The organism is Nostoc piscinale CENA21 (genome assembly GCF_001298445.1).
Lineage (GTDB): Bacteria > Cyanobacteriota > Cyanobacteriia > Cyanobacteriales > Nostocaceae > Nostoc_B > Nostoc_B piscinale_A.
In genome coordinates this window covers 5,149,868-5,167,145 of record NZ_CP012036.1, presented here as the reverse complement: position 1 = coordinate 5,167,145, position 17,278 = coordinate 5,149,868, and the positions used below count along the sequence as shown (strand labels likewise).

The following is a 17,278-nucleotide window of genomic DNA, read 5'->3' as shown; positions in this document are numbered from 1 at the left end:
GATGCTACCCATCTGCTATCGAATACGGGATGAGAGTTTACTTAATTTGAGAAAAACATCTACCCAAGCAGTTGGTATAAATTTACTTTCGGTAGTAGCTGGTACTGTGGTTGGGACATGGGTAGCGATTCCCCCAACGCAGGATAAACAGGAGATTTACAGCATCCAGCCAATTTTGGTGGGTGTAGGCATAGGTGAATTAGTTGGTTTAGTTCTGGCACTAGTAGTTATTTGGTTTACCAGGGAGTAGATATGAGTGCAGCATTTGACTTTTTGGTTAATACTGCGGGTGGTTTGTTAATGAACTTGGGTGTTTCCGGGATGGTAGGACAACTTTTGGGAGTGGGGGCACGCTTGCCTTGCACCCTCTGTTGCTACTAACCGGAATAGTTGTGGGTGGTGCGGGAATTGCGATCGCGCGCGAGTTAAACAAGCGCCCTCAGTTGCAGTTGGTTGTTGATAATACGTGAGGGGTAAATTATGTTTACTCCTACACCTGTGCGAAATAAACAACCAAATCGAAGAAGACAAAAGGTAAATGTCACCCTGTGGACGGTTTGTTCGACTGTTAGTGCGCTGTCTGTTATTGGGGCAGTTGCATTAATGGTTGGATGGAAGCAACAAATTCCAGGTAATCAGATATCGGAGGTACAGCAAGTAAAGGCGCAAGTTGCCCAAATTCGAGAAGTGTACTTAGAAAAGCTTTCCCGTACTGACTACAATATAGACCATCTATCCAGTTACTCCTCGGTAGAAGGTGCGCCTACTCTTACAGGCTGGCGACAGTTAGCGGCGGCATTGTGGGGACAGCAATTGCGGGGTGAAATATCCAGAATGCAAGCTAATGAGAAATCTGGATTTTACCGCCTGCACTATATGCCGGCACTGGAGATAGTTAAATTCAACTCGCTGGATGTTTTACTAGAAGCGGCTTCTGGAAATAATAGTTTTTATTGGGGATACCGCAAAACCGATGGTACAAAAGTTGAGGAGAAGATACCAACTGGGGCTGCTGCTATTTTGATCTTGGGTAAATTAGAGGCGATTGATTACGCTCAAAACTTGGAATCTCAACCATCGGTCGATCTGAATCAAATGCTAATTCAGATTAGGAATGCTCAAGAACCATACTCGCTTGCACAGGCGCAGCTGTTACGGGCGCGGGGGTATTTAGACCCAGTAGAGCAGATGGCACAGGTGGCAGACATCCGCGAGAAAATACGCCAAAAAGAGGAGCAAAGGCGAATATATCTCCAACAAATGAAGAAGCAATTACCTAATCCAATTCCTAATAGAAAGCCTGTTAATAAATCAGGGGAGTGATGTCATGTATGTCAAGTTTGCTGCTGCGATAATTTGCATAGCTTTGTGTTCGCTCAATGTTGTAGCGGCAGTCAAACGTACCCCTATTCGTACTACCCTGGAAGGTTCAACTCGGACAACGGTTGAGATGATGCCATCTCCCAATTCAGAAGTGCATTGGATGAGTGCAGTTATATTTCTGGCTGGGTTTGCTTGTTTCTTGAGTTGGGGAATTTCTGACTATAACAATGCAGTTGAAGAAACAGATGTAGTGTCTGATAACTTGGGCAATTCTGGCAATCAACAACTTCATGTTGGTGTTTATAATACTGATATTCAGCCTTCCTTACCTCCCCCAGTTTCGCCTCCTGGGATGAGATTTAATAATGAGTTTTCTGCTAAAAATGTCGTTCAATTTTCTCCTCGTTCTGCTGTTTCTGGATTAGGGCGAATAGATAGTAGTCAGTTTGTTGAAGATGGAGTGCAAAATCAACCTGGAATCTTATCTCCAGAAGAGTTTTACGCCCAACTTCAAGATGAAGATTTTTGGGAAGATACTAACTCCCAAATAAATAATAAACCCGCCAGCTAGTTAGTTAATTTGAGGTCATATTATGAGTAGAAATCAACGCCGTAATTTTGATGTTGATTATTCTGAAGGTGGAGCAATTGTACCTGCCAATCGGTTGCAAAATATGTTGCAGCAGGTACAGCAAGGAGGAATGGTAAATCAGCAACCTAGCGTTTCTCCTATGACAACTTATGATACTCAACCTGTAGAAGTTAGGTATATCAATGCACCTACTGCTTATAAGCCGAGAGTTCCTCAGATCGAAATTCCCTATATTGAGACTTGGAAAGCACATAGGTTGCATCCACAAAATCCCTGGAGATTTGGCTGGTATCCAGTATATTTTTTATCTGATGTAATTAAATCTCCTGTGGGTGTCGCTGCCGTAGGAGTGTGGTTGTTAATAATGCTGTTGAATTTTCTCCTTAATGGCAGTTACACCGGGCCAGGATATGCAGCTGGGAAGAAGATTGAAGTTGTACCCAAAGAAGTTCCTTCTTTTGCCCTGCCTGTGGTTAAGCAGTTGGAATAATGTGGGTAAAGGCAATTTTTTTGGTTCGTACTGCTGGTGTGGATTGCAGATATCTTGCAACCAGGATATTTGCAGTTTTATAACTGGCGTAATGCTGTGGCATTGGCACAAAAGCTTCAATTTTTATCGCCAACAGTTGTTTCCACTGCTGCACCTAGCGTGAATAATACAGCACTTTGCGAGACTAACTGGTACAGTAGCAGCAGTGAGAAAAATAGTTTTGAAGTTGCTGACTGGAGCATAAAAGTACTCCAAGAGCTAAGAGTTGTTCGACGGCAAATTTATTATGTGGAGAAAACTTTCTGATAAATGCCTTGAGTTGCCACCATAAATGTTCGATGGGATTAAATTCTGGGGAATAAGGTGATAAGTAAACGACTCTGGCACCGACGGACTCTATCATCTCCTTGATACCTTTGATCTTGTGTGCCCTCAAATTATCCATTACTACTACTGCTCCGGGCCATAATTGAGGCAATAGTTCTTCTTGAATAAATTGTTTGAAGTCATCACCCGTCATAGATTTGTCTAATGTCTTCATTGCTAGGATGGACTTGTGGCTGATTGCCCCGACGACAGTTACCCGACTTCCACGATAAAATGGCTTGACATCATACACCCGCGTTCCTTTTTTACTTCTGCCCAGTTCCCGCATTAACCCTAGCAATATTCCCATTTCGTCCAGGAACACCAAGTCATCTACAAATACATCCCGGATAATTTCCCAATACTCTAACCGTTTATTTTGTGTTGTTTCTCTGTGACCTTGGCTGCTTTTGAGTGTTTTTTTTGACTGTCAATTCTTGTTTTTGGAGAAATCTGCACATTGCACTCTCACTCAATCTGACTCCTGTTTTTTCTCCCCAATATTCACAATATTCGGCTAGGGTATAATCTGGAAATTCCGCCACCATTTCCTCTATCTGGTGTTCATAACCAGACAGTTGACTTGCTTTTCCTCCCGTTGCTGGTCTTGGCTGTAACGTTCCTTGTTCCCGTTTTTGCTTTACCAATCCTTGCACTGTATTTTTACTTACCTTGAATCTTGCTGCTACTTTCCTAATTGATGTATTTCCTGCTTCGTAAACACTAATTATTTTCTCTCTTAAATCTATTGAGTATGGTTTCATCTTATTTTTTACTTTATCTTCTTAAATATTGTGCCTAACTGTTACGCAAAGTGCTGTAATATATGAAAAAATTATTGATTACCGGAGCCAGTGGCTTTTTAGGATGGCATCTTTGCCAACTAGCAAAACAAGAATGGGAAGTTTATGGTACTTATAACTCTCATTTGCTAGAGATTCCGGGAATCAAAATGGTAAAAGTCGATTTAACAGACTTTCAAGAATTAAAAAAACTATTTAAAACAATTAATCCCACCGCAGTTATTCATACAGCTGCCCACTCACAACCAAATTTTTGCCAAATTCATCCTCAAGAATCACACCTCATCAATGTCATAGCATCTTGCAACATTGCTGGACTCTGTGCAGATTATTCGGTTCCTTGCGCGTTTACATCCACAGATCAAGTCTTTAACGGCTTAAATGCTCCTTATCATGAGGCTTCACCAGTATGCCCCATCAATATTTATGGTGAACAAAAAGTCATGGCTGAAATGGGTATGTTAGAGCGATATCCCATGACCGCAGTTTGCCGAATGCCATTAATGTTTGGTAGCGCCACACCCACAGCCCAAAGTTTTATTCAACCATTTATTAAAACTTTAAAAGAAGAAAAAGAATTAAATTTATTTATTGATGAATTTCGTACACCAGCCAGTGCGACAACAGCCGCTAAAGGGCTATTGTTAGCTGTACAAAAAGTGAATGGCATCATTCACCTAGGAGGTAAAGAGCGAATTTCACGTTATGACTTTGGGAAGTTATTAGTAGAAGTATTAAAACTACCGTCTACGGGCATCAAAAGCTGCCAACAACAAGATGTAAAAATGTCTGCACCCAGACCAGCAGATGTTTCTTTAGATAGTTCTAAAGCTTTCAGTTTAGGATATCAACCTTTATCTATCAAAGAAGAATTACAGATAATTGCTCAGTACGAATAGCTGAACTTAGCTAACTAACCAAATTATTGTTAATAAATTCAACCCTTTGAATAAATTAATTAGTCAATTTGAGGTGGAGGATTAAAAATTTAATCCTCCATTTTGCTGTTATTTTACTCATTTCAACTTATATCTTAGGAAAGAGGTTACGTACTTACCTGTTTGCAACAATTTAATTATTCCAAAGCATTCTATAGTTTGACATTTTTTTTGTGTAAGCCAATAACAAAATGCTCATAAATAATTGATGCTTTGGAAAAGTAACAAAATAATGTTTATTACTCAAGTTTTGATAGTTGGATTTGTATGACTGAAAAAGCAAATAAATGGTTTTAACGTACTTTATACCTAGGGATAAAACTAGTTTGTAGCTGATGAAAATAAGTTTGATTTTTACATATTTAGCATCAGTTTAGATTCGTAAAATTAAGCAATACCTAGCCTAGGAGTTGAGAAAGTTAACAAGCAAGAATATTTCGAGACAACAAGGAATTAAACGCATGAAATCTCTTAATTTGTCCAAGTCTGTTTTAGTGAGTCTATTCGCTATCAGTTGTGCAGTTTCACTATCCACGCCTATTTATGCTCAAACAGGAGGCAGTGGTACAGGTAGTGCAGGAAGTAGCGGAACTGGAACCAGTACAGGCACTACAGGTACTACAGGCACCGGAACGACAGGAACCGGCACAGGCACTACAGGAACAACAGGAACTGGTACTACAGGTACTGACGGAACAGGCGCTGGCACTACAGGTACTTATGGTACAGGCACTGGAACCACTGGAACTGGCTCAGGCACTACGGGTACTTATGGTACAGGCACTGGAACCACTGGAACTGGCTCAGGTACTACAGGTACTGACGGTACAGGCACTACAGGCACTTATGGTACAGGCACTGGAACCACCGGAACTGGCTCAGGCACTACAGGCACTTATGGTACAGGTACTGGAACCACTGGAACTGGCTCAGGCACTACAGGCACTTATGGTACAGGTACTGGAACCACTGGAACTGGCTCAGGCTCAGGCACTACGGGTACTTATGGTACAGGTTCCGGCACTACAGGAACAGACACAGGAACAACCAACAATACAGGTACTACATCTTACCAAGGAACTAGCGATGTGAGGGGCGATCGCAATTCCAATTGGGGTTGGTTAGGTTTACTTGGTCTAGCAGGTTTAGCGGGTTTAGCACGTAAGCGCCAAGAACCCACAGCATACCGCGATCCTAATGAAGTACGTTCTGGCTCTAGATATTAGATAGCTTCACCTTATAGCTAACTCGAACAATTCAAATTTCCAGATTCCATAACCCCGACTTTTAAAAAAAGTCGGGGTTTTATGTTCTTAGTATATTTACAGTCTCAATTTTAGCTATAGAGCCTATTCTGATTCTGAATGCTAATACCATTTCACGAAAAATTTGATACAGATGTAAACCCTAAAAGCTTTGCTGTATCTAAGTTTTTTAATTGCGTTAGCGTAGCGGTAGCGAGCCTGCGAGCGTCATTGCGAATTGCGAATTGTGAATTGGTATAAATCCTGAATTCTTCTTTAATTATTCTTGATGTATTCATCTGCCATCCAAGCAAAATCTTGATAAGCTGATGTCTAATGTCTACGGCCTTGGGATTGAAAGCAGTACTTCAACAGATCCAGCAACAAGACAGATATTAATCAATCCAGTCAACAAGAAGGATTTATTGAATGTCGGTGGGAATACGCTACGATTGGCAGGAAACTGAAATTCAGCAGATTTACAACATGCCATTGCTAGAGCTTGTTTATCAAGCTGCTAGTGTACATCGCCAATATCATGACCCAAAAAAAATACAGGTCTGTAAACTGATCTCCATTAAAACAGGCGGTTGTCCTGAAGATTGTGGCTACTGCGCTCAGTCTTCTCATTACAAAACAGAAGTAAAACCACAAGCACTTTTGGACAAAGAAACAGTAGTAAATATTGCCCAAACAGCCAAGCAAAAAGGTGTCAGTCGTGTTTGTATGGGTGCTGCTTGGCGAGAAGTGCGGGATAACTCTCAGTTTGAAAAAGTATTGGAAATGGTCAAAGAAGTGACTGATATGGGTTTAGAAGTGTGCTGCACTCTGGGGATGTTAACAGCCGACCAAGCCAAGCGATTAGAAACAGCCGGATTGTATGCTTACAACCATAACTTAGATACCTCAGAAGACTATTACAGCACAATTATTACCACAAGGACTTATAGCGATCGCCTGAATACAATTGAGAAAGTCCGTCAAACTAATGTGACTGTCTGCTCTGGTGGCATCTTGGGCTTGGGTGAAACTGCCGAAGACCGTGTATCCATGTTATGTACTTTGGCAAATCTCAACCCACATCCAGAGTCAGTCCCGATTAACATTCTTTCCCAAGTTGAAGGTACACCCTTAGAAAATCAACCAGATGTCCCCATTTGGGATGTAGTGCGGATGATTGCTACAGCACGTATTGTGATGCCAACTTCTGATGTGCGTTTGAGTGCAGGTCGCGCCAGACTCTCTCAAGTTGAACAAGCTTTTTGCTTTATGGCAGGAGCTAATTCTATCTTTTCCAGCGACGATAATAAAATGCTGACTGTCACCACACCTTGTCCAGATTATGATGCTGACCAAGAAATGTTGAACTTGCTGGGCTTAGAAATGCGTCCACCTGTCCAAAGAGCAAATCAGGTGGCTAGTCCTGCGACTGTGGGATAAATAAAGAGGGTTTAAGGGTGTAAGGGAATTCTGCCTCAGTTCTACCCTTACACCCCCATACCCTTAATTTTTAGAGGATTTTAGCAGAACGTAGACCGAATAATAAACCTGCTGCGATCGCAGTAAATAAAGCCAAAAAACCGATGTAAGCAACTACTGCAAACATTTTAATGCTTCTCCACAATACTTCACTAATTCTATTGAACCATTAGTTATTGGTCATTGATCAATGGCTACTAAGCTGTTAAGCATTTAATTTGTATATTGAGGCCGCCGGGAGAGCCAGCGCAAACTGCGGGTTTCCCGACTTGTAGACGCTTAATTGGATAATACACAACGAAATCCAATATGGCACGTTGAAGTATCTACTGTTTCTGCGTGACGAGCTGCGGGACGATAGCGAAAGCAATAATTCGCAGCACAAAGAAACGACCCACCTTTCAAAACTTTTCTAGGAATGCGGATTTCTGGGAAGTTGGGATCATAGCTTTCTTCTGAAGTCCCACCTCTGGGATTTACTGGAATACAACAAGCTTTTGGTTTAGATGGCAGAGGTGGCGATCGATACCAATCCATTGTCCATTCCCAAACATTACCCGTCATTTCATACAAACCATAGTTATTAGGAGGATAAGAACCAACGGATTCAGGACGGGGTGGGTGAGATTTTAAGTTTTGCCAAGGAAATTCCCCATGCCAGATATTAGTTGGTAACTTGTTGGAGGAAAACTCATTACCCCAAACATAAATAGCACCCTCTAAACCACCACGGGCTGCAAACTCCCATTGTGCTTCGGTGGGTAATACTTTACCAGCCCATTTGGCATATGCTTCAGCATCCTCATAAGCAATATGTACAACTGGACAGTTTTCCCGTCCTTTAATTGAACTACCAGGCCCTTCGGGATGTCTCCAGTTTGCACCAGGAACATAATTCCACCAGCCACAGGATTGTAGATCAACTGGGTGAAGCGGTTGCTGAAACACTAACGATCCAGGAACTAGCAACTCTGGTAACGCTCCTGGATAATCTTGTGGATTTGGCGATCGCTCGGCAACAGTAATATATTTAGTAGCCTTGACAAATCGCTGAAACTGTTTATTTGTCACGGCATATTTATCCATCCAGAATCCAGTGACAGTAACAGGCCGGGTAGGCGCTTCTTCTGGGTAATGATCATCAGATCCCATTGTAAATGTTCCACCCGGAATCCATACCATCTCTTTATCCGGTGCTTTTCTGGGAGATTTAGGAGTTGATTTAGCAATGGCTACCTCAGTTTGTCTGCGTTGTTTCATGAACAGCTATCTAAACGTAATTAACCCAAACTTGAAAAAGGGAGTAGAGGCTATAAACATAAGAAAAACGGATCTTTCTCTACTATTTCTTAAAACTTAAGCTCCATAAGGCAACATTTGTAATTCCCAATGTTGAAATTGGTTGCGTAGTCGTGTAAATACCTGTGCATTACTAGCCTTGAGGTCTGTTGTTTCACCTGGGTCAGTTGCTAAATTGAATAAAGCCTCTTGATTTCCCTGTCTCCAATACTTCCAATCACCGCTTCGCACAGCTGTTTGCCTTGTTGCTAACCCCGCCCCATAACGCCAAAATAGGGTTCGAGAGAACTCACTGCGTTCACCCCGCAGCAAAGGAAGTAAATTTTGACCATCTGGTGGATAGTCTGGATGGAACTTTGTATTAGTAGCAGCAAGAATGGTTGCAGTTAAATCAAAGGTGATAATTACTTGGTTACTAACTTGATTAGTTTGAGTCACCCCAGGATAGCGAATGATCGTAGGTACTCGGATGCCACCTTCGTATAAACTACCCTTTCTACCCCGGAATGGCCCAAAGAAAGAGTATCGTTCGCCACCATTATCACTGGCAAAAATTACTAAGGTGTTATTAGCCTGTCCGGTTGTCTCCAATGCCTGCAATACTCTTCCTACGCCGTCATCTAAGTTCTTCACCATAGCAGCATAAATAGCTTGTGAGCCTCCCGCTGTGTAACCATTCGTGTTATAAAAATTGCGGCTCAATTCTTCATCTTCTGGCCCTTCCCAAGGCCAATGGGGCGCATTGTAATGCAGACTTAGATAAAACGGGCGGGAGCGCGGACGTTGAATAAATTCGACGGCTTTGTCTGTGTACAAGTCTGTAGCATACCCAGGACGATCTACAAGCAAATTACCTTCATAAAAATCTAGTACACGGCTACCGTCTCTATGGTTAAAGTAATCAATGCCACCGCTTAAGTTGCCAAAATACTCGTCAAAGCCACTTCTGAGAGGCCCAAAGTTAGGTGGATAACCACAATGCCATTTACCAACTAAGGCAGTTTCATAACCATTGGCTTTCAGTAGTGAGGCAATGGTTGGATGACTGGGTGGTAATCCGACGTTAGGATCAGCTTGCGAAATATTAGCCAGGGGTTCTCTCAATCCAACAGGTAGTCGAGCTTGATAACGTCCTGTGTAGAAAGCTATCCGTGTAGGAGTACAGACTGTTTGATTCGCATAGGCATTAGTGAAGCGTACTCCCTGTTGTGCCAGCCTATCTATATTGGGAGTTGCATAATCTGTGCGTCCATAAATGCTCAGGTCACCCCAGCCCATGTCATCAACTAAAATAAACACTACATTCGGGCGACGAGATTGAGCTGTCGCTCTTGAGAATAAATTCGCACCGGCTGTAGCCATCAGAGTACTAGCAGCCGTCATACCTAAAAACTTACGACGATTCATGCTGCTATATGTATGCTGTGTCATTGGTTAATCTCCTTTCAAGCATAGAAACTATCTGAATTCGATGAGGCATAAAAATATGCACATAGCAAAATCACTCCCAATCAACTCTTTCATCAGCGTGGGAAGTATAGAGTTCGTTGGAGAGTTATCTACGGTAATTTGATTGATATACCGGGTTAGTATTATAGCTAGGAGTATCACACGGGCATTAAAACAAAGTCAAGCACTTGGATTGTCAGAATTGATTATGAACACTGTGTTTGCTAGGGAGATTGCTAACTATCAGAAAAATTATTTTTACGGTTTATCGGTAGACAAGCAGTATTATAAATGGTAGTTTTTACCAAGGATGGAATATTGACTCAATCATTTACCTATTAAAGTTCCGCTTATGAAAGCTTTAACTCAAACCAAAATAGTATCTGCGATCGCTAGTGGAGTGGCAGCATTAGCGGCAACTGCCACTTTTTCTCTTACCTCACCCTCTCCAGTTAAAGCTGCAACAGTTACTCCAGGACTAGCATTTTCTGTCTCTAGTGGCCCTGATCCCAACGGATATGGTGTTTACTTTAGCTCCAGCACTAACAATCCATTTGGGAATCCTCTCGGTAAAAATGAAGTTGGTAACTATTACAACGAAGATATTCGTGGTCTTTCTGAATACAATCTTGCAGGCTTGTCTACTACATCATTAGCGACAGTCAGTTTTAATGTTTTTCAGGCAGGCGGACTGTTTTCTGGTCAAAATGATTTTCCTTTTACGGGAAATATTAAGGTTCTCAGCTACATTGGCAACAATGCTGAAAACCTCTATGATTATCAAGCCCCATCTATTGGAACTGTGAGAACTTTCAGTACGGCAAACTTAGCAGTGGGAGACACTCTAAGTTTTGATGTCACTTCAATTTTCAATAATGCTATCAGTAATGGATTTTCGTCTTTAGGTTTTCGTTTGCAAGTTGATGATGGGACAAATCCAGATGGTGGAGCTTTGACATTTGATAATTTTCGCCTAACTACAGTTCCTGAGCCTAACTTCACATCAGCATTGTTGGTTGTGATTTTTGGTAGTGGTGTCTTTCTTAAGACGAGAATCAAACAAAGCTAAGTCTCATATTGTAATCATCACATACAAAATTAATTCGCCACTGATTGGACGAAAGTGTGTATTTTTCCGTGCCATACAACGCAGCCTTCCTGTGCTTCCTTGGTTCCTCTATCTCTCATTTGTTACTAGATTGCGCTAAAATACAAGCCCACGGGCGCTTTTTAGGGTTGGGCAATGACTTCTACCATTAACGTTAATTTACCGCAGCAGTCTTATGAGATTGCGATCGCACCTGCAAGTTTAGATCAACTTGGTCAAAGTCTGGCCAATCTCAAGCTAGGGCAGAAAGTAGTTTTAGTTTCTAATCCTGTTATTTTCAAACATTATGGCGAAAGAGCGATCGCATCACTCAAATCGGCAGGATTTAACGTAGTGAGTTATTGCTTACCAGCCGGGGAACGCTACAAAACCCTCAATTCTATCCAAAAACTCTATGATGTTGCCTTAGAAAATCGCCTGGAACGTTCCTCCACAATGGTAGCTTTGGGGGGAGGCGTAATTGGTGATATGACTGGTTTTGCAGCTGCAACTTGGCTGCGGGGAATTAACGTTGTCCAAGTGCCTACTACTTTGTTAGCAATGGTAGACTCTGCTATTGGCGGCAAAACAGGCGTAAATCATCCCAATGGTAAAAACTTAATTGGCGCATTTCATCAGCCGCGTTTAGTTTTAATTGACCCAGAAGTGTTAAAAACTTTACCTGTGCGTGAGTTTCGTGCAGGTATGGCAGAAGTGATTAAGTATGGCGTGATTTGGGATGCGGAATTATTTACCCAAATGGAAGCCAGTAAACATCTCAATCAACTCCGTTACATGAAGCCGGAATTGTTGAGTGAAATATTAACTCGTTCTTGCCAAGCTAAAGCCGATGTTGTTGGCAAAGATGAGAAAGAAGGCGGACTCAGGGCAATTCTCAATTATGGACACACCATCGGTCATGCTATTGAAAGCTTGACAGGTTATCGATTAGTGAATCATGGCGAAGCAGTTGCGATCGGTATGGTAGCGGCTGGACAAATTGCTGTCAATTTGGGTATGTGGCAACAAGCCGAAACTGACCGACAAAACGCCATCATTCAAAAAGCAGGTTTACCCACAAAATTACCTGCGGGTGTAGATATTGCTGCAATTATCGATGCACTGCAACTAGATAAAAAAGTCAAAGCAGGTAAAGTGCGGTTTGTGTTACCGACTCAAGTTGGTGTAGTCACAGTCACCGACCAAGTACCAGCAGATGTCATTCAGCAAGTATTACAAGGAATGCAATGGATGAGCTAATTAACCTATATGAGATTTAGGTGCTTTACCCCATACCAATAGCGAGGAAAAACAAAAAGCTTTCCGCGCGTGATCGCATATCACAGATACCCTTTGATTACGCTCCTCACCAACGGTTGCGATTAGCGGTTGCAAAGATATTCAACTCAGCACCAATTTTTTTTTCAATCTACTGCATCGCAGTTGTTATGCCGTTCAACCGCAGTAAATACAATGAATCCGTATCTGCAACTGTTTTATATATTTGCTTTTCTTAAAAGGTTTATACATGGATGATGTCCTTTAGAGCCTCAAGCCTCCGGTGGCTTACTCGATTTTCTTAAAGCAGCTTGCAGAGGAACAATGGCTAAACCGCCGAGGATCACACCAATAAATAAATTGACTGGCCAAGGAACAGTTGCTATCGCTAAACCGCCCAGAATGATCCTTGAGAAAACTTTGATCATTACATTATCGATTTGACTACTTACCCAACGACCAGTTTTGCACCATACTGCAAAATGCTCACAGTTCCGTCTCCCAAGGTCATACTGTGATTTACCCACTAAGGTCTCTGCTCGTTCTATCACAGTATCGGCATCAGACTTTAAGGCACGAGATTTAAGGAAACTATTAAAGATTTTAAGGGGAGCAAGAAATCTCAAAGGATCACGATAATCAACAATTTTGATACAAGAAATATCGAAAGGTTTAGTGAAATCACTTAAATTACTTTTCTTAATAGTTTTAGTATGACCATCAAAATGAATGGCATACCCATTGCCACAATAAATTCCATGATGGCTAACTCCTGGAATTTTAGTTTTTACATAAATGTGATCACCTCTATTCAGTTCTTGTCTTGCCATTTTCCCTCCTCAAAACTTGTTAATTGAATCATTTAATTTTTCAAAATTTGAACTTTCTTTCAGCTCTTTTTTCGGCAATTCTACAAACCCATTCAGGTACCTGAGGACTAGTTTGCAATGCTTCAACCATACTTACTGACAATGTATCCACTTTGTCTTTAAGCTGCTTTAAGAACTCATCAGAATCCCCTGAATAAGCATCAATGGCAATTTTACGAGCCTCTATATTAATAGCAATAAATCTATCCTTAGCTTTTTTATGTTGAGAAGCTCTATCAGCAGGATTTAAGAATGTTGTTATTGCAGATAAAATGGCTACAGATGCCGTCAATATTGCAGCAGGAAGACGACCAAGAGCCTCTAACAAAGCTGAGATACTTGCTACTGAAGCAATACAAGTGTTCAATATGCCTATGTATAAATACCAATTTGTCCAAAAGTTTGCCATGTAATTATAAGCTTCACTTTGTGTTAAAGAATCTTTTGCTAAGTGCTTCAGGTTGTCTAGAAGTTTATCTTTCAAAGAACTATTCATTTTCTCAACTCTATAAACCTTTAAAGTCAGATCAATGGAATTTTTAATTCAAATCTACGAGAAAGTCATTTCAGCCGTGCTAACTCTTCCGACTATGAAAGATTGGATAGTAGCAATAATTTTAGTAGTGATCATCATAGTGACCTGCTTACCTTTAGGACTCTGGTATAGATTTCTGGAACTGAAAATACCACAGTTGTCAGCTACAGAAGTTATTAGTATTTTAGTTAACCGTTTTCTTTTTCCTTGTTTTGCTGAAGAACTCATATTTCGTGTTCTATTACTCCCTGAAAAAAATAGCTATGCTCCAATAACAACTCAATTATTTTTAGGTATAGCGAGTTTAATTGCTTACGTGGTAAGTCACCCTCTTAACGCGACTCTGTTTTATAAGAAAGCTTTAGGGATTTTTACCAATCAATTTTTTCTATTCTCGACTGCAATCTTAGGAATTACTTGTACCCTTGCATATGTGACATCTGGTTCAATCTGGACTCCTACTACGATTCATTGGATTACGATTATAAGCTGGTTGCTTGCACTAGGTGGATACTCAAAACTAGGGTTTACTGAAAAATAAGGATTTTTACTAGTAGCCTCATCTTAATTTGATATTGGATATCGGCAAACTACTCTACCTTTGTCTCCCGTTACCTTGCGGCATAACGACGGAGTTGAACTGCACCTTCGGCCAATCGCCCGAAGGCGATTAACGAGGTGTCGGTTCCAACGAAGTGTTGTTGTTACGACGCTTCGCAGATTTTAGCATATAATGTCAATTTTTATACTGAGTCGTCATAACAACTATATTATTATACGGAAAGTTTCTGTATAATCCTTTTTTTTCAATCCTAATATATGAAGTATTACAGCCAATTATTATCACAATATATGGAAAACTTTTTTTTTAACGTCTTTATTCGGGTATTATACCGAATTTCTCCGTATATCATCCTATAGCTCAATGCTCAAAAAAAGTTACTCAAACAAGTGCAAGATGTTATCTGAACTAAGCATTATTCTTACCAAGAACGATATAATTAGGGTTTTTGCTTATCCCGAACTCAGGTTAATTACAATTAAACTAGCTAAAAGCTGGGTTGCGCCATGATTCTTCAAACCAAACATCAATTAACTTTACAAGAGTTTTTACATCTTCCTTCTGGTGAGGGAGATACTACCTATGAACTTGTGGATGGTCAAGCTATTTCTAAAATGTCACCGAAAAAATTTCACTCCAAACTGACTCGCGTCTTGCTCAACTTGATTGAACAATTATGTGGCACTAATGGAGAAATATGCCCAGAATTAGCTGTGTCTTTAACTCGTAGAGGAAAAGATTGGGTTCCTGTACCTGATATTTTATACATCTCGAACGAGCGTTTGCCTTCAGACTGGGAAGAAGAAGGAGTATGTCCAGTTCCCCCAGATTTGGTTATTGAAATAATTTCACCAGGCCAAACCTTTGGTCAGATGATGGCTAAAGCCAAAGATTATTTAGATGCAAAAGTGCTGCGAGTGTGGGTAGTTGATAGCAAAGCCAGAAGTATTACTGTGTTTTTCCCAGATGCAGCACCACAAACATATATGGGGGATGAAATACTCAAGGATGAGCTGTTCCCAGGGTTAGAATTTACAGTTGAGCAAGTATTTTTACAGGCAAAAATACCGTTAAAGTAGTTATTTTGCAGTTATGAATTATTAGTAAAGTGCCAAATTCCCGATTTTTCAAATAATTCGGGGATCTGATATATGCAAACTCAGTACAATTACTAGTACCAATAAAAAGAAATGATTAATCACCCTATATTTAAGGTGATGACTGTTACCCTAGTGTATATATGACATGAAGTGAACGACAGCATAACACTCAGGGATTGCTCCATGAAAAGATTCATTTGCTTACCGATAATGTCTTCTTTATTGATGAGTGTGGGATGCCAAGTAGCTCTTTCTCAAAATTCCAACTATGATGTTAAAACGGGGTTAATTACCGCACAAACATTATCTGAGTTAAATCCAGCTAATATTGTAAAAATTGCTGAATTGACTAACAAAATTGATGAAGAAACGGCTTTGAATTTAGTTTGGAAGTTGCCACAAGTACAACGCAAAGCCAGGGAAATCGTCAGACTTTCTAAAGGGACGATTAAATTAGGAGTGGTAGTTGATGGCTCTCCTACTGCTAATGAGCCTTACTACACAGTTCGCATATTTGAAAACCAATCAGACTATGATTCAACAATTTATTGGTTTCGTGTGTTTAATAACAATGGTCTGATAGAAGTTCTCGATGTAATTGAGAATAAATATATCAGTTTAGATGAATGGCAAGAGCAATTAAAGCGATAGAAATAAACTTATTTATGGGAACTTACCTGTTCCCTTTTAAGTTTACTAAACAAAGCTTTTCTCTTCCTTGTCCCTGAATTTTGCGATAGCATTCTATAGGTTTAGAATAGGATTCATATTGGATTGTTCAAAAAACTTAGATATTGGTAAGGTGGGCATTTGTCAATGCACTCTATTAATAGAAGCTTATCCTGCACATGACCACCTTACGCGTAATTTAAAAATCAAATCAGATTACTATATTAATAATCACTAATTAGTAACTTAACTATTACTTTTTCTGGGCAATTATACTTTGTGCTTTATCTTCCATTTCTAAAAGTTCTGGAACAGTTACAAAGCTGTATCCTTGCTTCCGAAATCTATTAATAATTTCTGGTAAAGCCTGTACAGTACGGGAGCGATTTCCACCACCATCGTGCATCAGAACAATCCCACCTGGTTTAGCTAGTCGAAAGACATTATCAATCAATTTGGGTACAGCAGGCTGAGAATAGTCTACAGAATCAGTTGACCACATCACAACTGCATATTTTGCATTTTTAGCATAAGCGGCTACGCCATTGTGCATGATTCCTCCAGGTGGGCGAAACAAATTTGTTTTGACACCTGTAATTTTATAAATCAAGTCTGTTGTATGCTCAATTTCATAGGCGGCTGCCTGTTGATTCATGACATGATACCAATGATGCCAAGTGTGGTTAGCAACCACATGACCTTCCACACTCACCCGCTTGAGTAAGTCGGGATAATTTTTGACGTTTTGACCAACAACAAAAAAATGTGGCTTTGACATTATTCTGCTTGAGAATGTCCAGTACTTGAGCAGTACTTTCAGGCCAAGGGCCATCATCGAAAGTTAGTGCAATGACTTTTTGATTAGCACTAAGTTTAGCCTCTTTAATAACTGCTCCTTGAAAGCGTTTTGCTAAAGCATAACCAAGACCTTTAGCTTGTGCTTCTTGTTGCCAAGTCGTCAGCATTGCAGCTTTTAATCCTTCAATGCGCTTTTGCGTACCCACTTTGGCAACTAAATTATTATTGATATTTACATTCTGGCTGCTTTGGGCTTCAGAAGCATTTGGCCTAAGAAGCATCATCATAGCAATGCTTAATGTAGCACCCAAGGCAAGTAAAGCAATTAATATACCTTGTGGCCAAAGTAACGATTTATTATTTTCCACTTCATAGCTCCTTCAAGGGTCGAACCATT

The 17,278-nt window shown here is 40.5% G+C and carries 20 protein-coding genes and 2 pseudogenes; 13 read left to right on the top strand and 9 right to left on the bottom strand.

All coding sequences use genetic code 11. The features are described 5' to 3' along the window. The first annotated feature begins 1 nt into the window (after position 1). The 5 genes and pseudogenes from ACX27_RS22115 to ACX27_RS22100 all read left to right on the top strand — a co-directional run bounded on the left by ACX27_RS22115 (position 2) and on the right by ACX27_RS22100 (position 2,405). Positions 2-250: a hypothetical protein gene (locus ACX27_RS22115; protein ID WP_062295570.1), complete on the top strand. Its 249-nt coding sequence runs from the start codon at positions 2-4 to the stop codon at positions 248-250. 2 nt (positions 251-252) lie between these two features. Further along, positions 253-470 (top strand): annotated as a pseudogene (locus tag ACX27_RS31135) (hypothetical protein). A 10-nt stretch (positions 471-480) separates the two neighbouring features. After that, positions 481-1,323: a phage terminase large subunit family protein gene (locus ACX27_RS22110; protein ID WP_062295568.1), complete on the top strand. Its 843-nt coding sequence runs from the start codon at positions 481-483 to the stop codon at positions 1,321-1,323. Between the two features lie 4 nt (positions 1,324-1,327). Further along, the gene (locus tag ACX27_RS22105; protein WP_062295566.1) at positions 1,328-1,894 is read left to right on the top strand and encodes a hypothetical protein; all 567 of its coding nucleotides are present in this window, start codon (positions 1,328-1,330) and stop codon (positions 1,892-1,894) included. 22 nt (positions 1,895-1,916) lie between these two features. Then, a complete protein-coding gene (locus ACX27_RS22100; protein WP_045873784.1) occupies positions 1,917-2,405 on the top strand; it encodes a hypothetical protein in 489 nt (162 codons plus the stop codon). Here the strand turns inward: ACX27_RS22100 and ACX27_RS32550 are convergent. From ACX27_RS32550 to ACX27_RS22090, 3 genes are read right to left on the bottom strand one after another with little or no spacing between them, the layout of a single operon-like run. Next, positions 2,389-2,538 (bottom strand): hypothetical protein, encoded by a 150-nt coding sequence (locus ACX27_RS32550; protein ID WP_158507414.1) that lies wholly within the window; start codon positions 2,536-2,538, stop codon positions 2,389-2,391. The genes ACX27_RS22100 and ACX27_RS32550 overlap by 17 nt on opposite strands. A gap of 51 nt (positions 2,539-2,589) precedes the next feature. Further along, complete coding sequence (locus ACX27_RS22095) at positions 2,590-3,096, bottom strand: transposase (protein ID WP_144427508.1); 507 nt, start codon at positions 3,094-3,096, stop codon at positions 2,590-2,592. Between the two features lie 49 nt (positions 3,097-3,145). After that, positions 3,146-3,535, bottom strand: coding sequence for a helix-turn-helix domain-containing protein (locus tag ACX27_RS22090; protein WP_062292294.1), 390 nt, complete (start codon positions 3,533-3,535; stop codon positions 3,146-3,148). Positions 3,536-3,597: 62 nt separating this feature from the next. On the opposite strand from ACX27_RS22090, the gene ACX27_RS22085 reads away from it, so the two are divergent. The 3 genes from ACX27_RS22085 (at position 3,598) to bioB (ending at position 7,196) form a co-directional block, all read left to right on the top strand. Continuing rightward, the gene (locus tag ACX27_RS22085) at positions 3,598-4,473 is read left to right on the top strand and encodes an SDR family oxidoreductase (RefSeq protein WP_062295564.1); all 876 of its coding nucleotides are present in this window, start codon (positions 3,598-3,600) and stop codon (positions 4,471-4,473) included. A 500-nt stretch (positions 4,474-4,973) separates the two neighbouring features. Then, the gene (locus ACX27_RS35820) at positions 4,974-5,738 is read left to right on the top strand and encodes a WGxxGxxG-CTERM domain-containing protein (protein ID WP_062295562.1); all 765 of its coding nucleotides are present in this window, start codon (positions 4,974-4,976) and stop codon (positions 5,736-5,738) included. Between the two features lie 447 nt (positions 5,739-6,185). Then, complete coding sequence (gene bioB / locus ACX27_RS22075; protein ID WP_062295560.1) at positions 6,186-7,196, top strand: biotin synthase BioB; 1,011 nt, start codon at positions 6,186-6,188, stop codon at positions 7,194-7,196. A gap of 70 nt (positions 7,197-7,266) precedes the next feature. Here bioB and petL read toward each other — a convergent pair whose 3' ends face one another. From petL to ACX27_RS22060, 3 genes are all read right to left on the bottom strand, one after another. Then, positions 7,267-7,362 (bottom strand): cytochrome b6-f complex subunit PetL, encoded by a 96-nt coding sequence (petL, locus tag ACX27_RS22070; RefSeq protein ID WP_062295558.1) that lies wholly within the window; start codon positions 7,360-7,362, stop codon positions 7,267-7,269. Between the two features lie 152 nt (positions 7,363-7,514). Next, positions 7,515-8,495: a formylglycine-generating enzyme family protein gene (locus ACX27_RS22065; RefSeq protein ID WP_062295556.1), complete on the bottom strand. Its 981-nt coding sequence runs from the start codon at positions 8,493-8,495 to the stop codon at positions 7,515-7,517. A 96-nt stretch (positions 8,496-8,591) separates the two neighbouring features. Then, a complete protein-coding gene (locus tag ACX27_RS22060; RefSeq protein ID WP_062295554.1) occupies positions 8,592-9,965 on the bottom strand; it encodes a sulfatase in 1,374 nt (457 codons plus the stop codon). Positions 9,966-10,335: 370 nt separating this feature from the next. On the opposite strand from ACX27_RS22060, the gene ACX27_RS22055 reads away from it, so the two are divergent. Then, on the top strand, positions 10,336-11,052 hold the full coding sequence (locus tag ACX27_RS22055; RefSeq protein ID WP_062295552.1) for a hypothetical protein: 717 nt from the start codon (positions 10,336-10,338) through the stop codon (positions 11,050-11,052). A gap of 174 nt (positions 11,053-11,226) precedes the next feature. Beyond that, positions 11,227-12,330 (top strand): 3-dehydroquinate synthase, encoded by a 1,104-nt coding sequence (gene aroB, locus ACX27_RS22050; RefSeq protein ID WP_062295550.1) that lies wholly within the window; start codon positions 11,227-11,229, stop codon positions 12,328-12,330. Positions 12,331-12,620: 290 nt separating this feature from the next. On the opposite strand, the gene ACX27_RS22045 is transcribed toward aroB, so the two are convergent. Beyond that, a complete protein-coding gene (locus ACX27_RS22045) occupies positions 12,621-13,178 on the bottom strand; it encodes a lecithin retinol acyltransferase family protein (RefSeq protein ID WP_062295549.1) in 558 nt (185 codons plus the stop codon). A 40-nt stretch (positions 13,179-13,218) separates the two neighbouring features. Then, a complete protein-coding gene (locus ACX27_RS22040; RefSeq protein ID WP_062295547.1) occupies positions 13,219-13,713 on the bottom strand; it encodes an SLATT domain-containing protein in 495 nt (164 codons plus the stop codon). 34 nt (positions 13,714-13,747) lie between these two features. Between ACX27_RS22040 and ACX27_RS22035 the strand changes: the two genes are divergently transcribed. From ACX27_RS22035 to ACX27_RS22025, 3 genes are all read left to right on the top strand, one after another. Continuing rightward, a complete protein-coding gene (locus ACX27_RS22035) occupies positions 13,748-14,293 on the top strand; it encodes a CPBP family glutamic-type intramembrane protease (protein WP_062295545.1) in 546 nt (181 codons plus the stop codon). 527 nt (positions 14,294-14,820) lie between these two features. Beyond that, entirely contained in the window at positions 14,821-15,393 is a 573-nt protein-coding gene (locus ACX27_RS22030) for a Uma2 family endonuclease (RefSeq protein ID WP_062295543.1), read from the top strand. Positions 15,394-15,597: 204 nt separating this feature from the next. Beyond that, a complete protein-coding gene (locus ACX27_RS22025) occupies positions 15,598-16,065 on the top strand; it encodes a hypothetical protein (protein WP_083468799.1) in 468 nt (155 codons plus the stop codon). A gap of 271 nt (positions 16,066-16,336) precedes the next feature. On the opposite strand, the pseudogene ACX27_RS22020 reads toward ACX27_RS22025, so the two are convergent. Beyond that, positions 16,337-17,249, bottom strand: a pseudogene (locus ACX27_RS22020) (polysaccharide deacetylase family protein). Positions 17,250-17,278 lie beyond the last annotated feature (29 nt).

Bases quoted from the DNA above. Each gene is read 5' to 3' on its own strand.
- ACX27_RS22085 (WP_062295564.1), top strand. From the start codon at position 3,598: ATGAAAAAATTATTGATTACCGGAGCCAGTGGCTTTTTAGGATGGCAT.
- ACX27_RS22065 (WP_062295556.1), bottom strand. From the start codon at position 8,495: ATGAAACAACGCAGACAAACTGAGGTAGCCATTGCTAAATCAACTCCT.
- ACX27_RS22115 (WP_062295570.1), top strand. From the start codon at position 2: ATGCTACCCATCTGCTATCGAATACGGGATGAGAGTTTACTTAATTTG.
- ACX27_RS22030 (WP_062295543.1), top strand. From the start codon at position 14,821: ATGATTCTTCAAACCAAACATCAATTAACTTTACAAGAGTTTTTACAT.
- ACX27_RS22055 (WP_062295552.1), top strand. From the start codon at position 10,336: ATGAAAGCTTTAACTCAAACCAAAATAGTATCTGCGATCGCTAGTGGA.
- aroB (WP_062295550.1), top strand. From the start codon at position 11,227: ATGACTTCTACCATTAACGTTAATTTACCGCAGCAGTCTTATGAGATT.
- ACX27_RS35820 (WP_062295562.1), top strand. From the start codon at position 4,974: ATGAAATCTCTTAATTTGTCCAAGTCTGTTTTAGTGAGTCTATTCGCT.
- ACX27_RS22100 (WP_045873784.1), top strand. From the start codon at position 1,917: ATGAGTAGAAATCAACGCCGTAATTTTGATGTTGATTATTCTGAAGGT.
- bioB (WP_062295560.1), top strand. From the start codon at position 6,186: ATGTCGGTGGGAATACGCTACGATTGGCAGGAAACTGAAATTCAGCAG.
- ACX27_RS22105 (WP_062295566.1), top strand. From the start codon at position 1,328: ATGTATGTCAAGTTTGCTGCTGCGATAATTTGCATAGCTTTGTGTTCG.
- ACX27_RS22090 (WP_062292294.1), bottom strand. From the start codon at position 3,535: ATGAAACCATACTCAATAGATTTAAGAGAGAAAATAATTAGTGTTTAC.
- ACX27_RS22110 (WP_062295568.1), top strand. From the start codon at position 481: ATGTTTACTCCTACACCTGTGCGAAATAAACAACCAAATCGAAGAAGA.
- ACX27_RS22060 (WP_062295554.1), bottom strand. From the start codon at position 9,965: ATGACACAGCATACATATAGCAGCATGAATCGTCGTAAGTTTTTAGGT.
- ACX27_RS22040 (WP_062295547.1), bottom strand. From the start codon at position 13,713: ATGAATAGTTCTTTGAAAGATAAACTTCTAGACAACCTGAAGCACTTA.
- ACX27_RS22045 (WP_062295549.1), bottom strand. From the start codon at position 13,178: ATGGCAAGACAAGAACTGAATAGAGGTGATCACATTTATGTAAAAACT.
- ACX27_RS22025 (WP_083468799.1), top strand. From the start codon at position 15,598: ATGAAAAGATTCATTTGCTTACCGATAATGTCTTCTTTATTGATGAGT.
- petL (WP_062295558.1), bottom strand. From the start codon at position 7,362: ATGTTTGCAGTAGTTGCTTACATCGGTTTTTTGGCTTTATTTACTGCG.
- ACX27_RS22035 (WP_062295545.1), top strand. From the start codon at position 13,748: ATGGAATTTTTAATTCAAATCTACGAGAAAGTCATTTCAGCCGTGCTA.